Origin of the sequence: Stenotrophomonas sp. SrG (assembly GCF_050031795.1) — a bacterium.
Classification (GTDB): Bacteria; Pseudomonadota; Gammaproteobacteria; order Xanthomonadales; family Xanthomonadaceae; genus Stenotrophomonas; species Stenotrophomonas rhizophila_A.
Genome location: NZ_JBNBBE010001741.1, coordinates 1 through 230, shown reverse-complemented (window position 1 = coordinate 230; position 230 = coordinate 1). Strand labels below are relative to the sequence as shown.

Genomic DNA, 230 nt, shown 5'->3' with positions numbered 1-230 from the left:
GCCCGATGCGCAGTTTCAGTTCGGCGCCCTGGTCGGTCAGGCCGGTGCGGGTGAACTCCCTGATCAGCTGGTAATTGCTGCTGCCATCGAAGTCATCGGACAGGCGCAACGCGAAATGCAGGACATCCGGGCCCCAGCGTTTGTCCTGCGGGGCGATGACCAGACCGTCCTGGTCATCGTGCTGGTCCAGCCGCCATTGCACCTGATCGTAGCGGCCCTCGCCGTAGGTA

Annotated in this window: 1 pseudogene; it reads right to left on the bottom strand. The window is 63.9% G+C overall.

Annotation, left to right across the window (positions count from 1 at the left end):
• Positions 1–230: pseudogene (locus ACQG3P_RS25225) on the bottom strand (hypothetical protein); the annotation flags it as partial.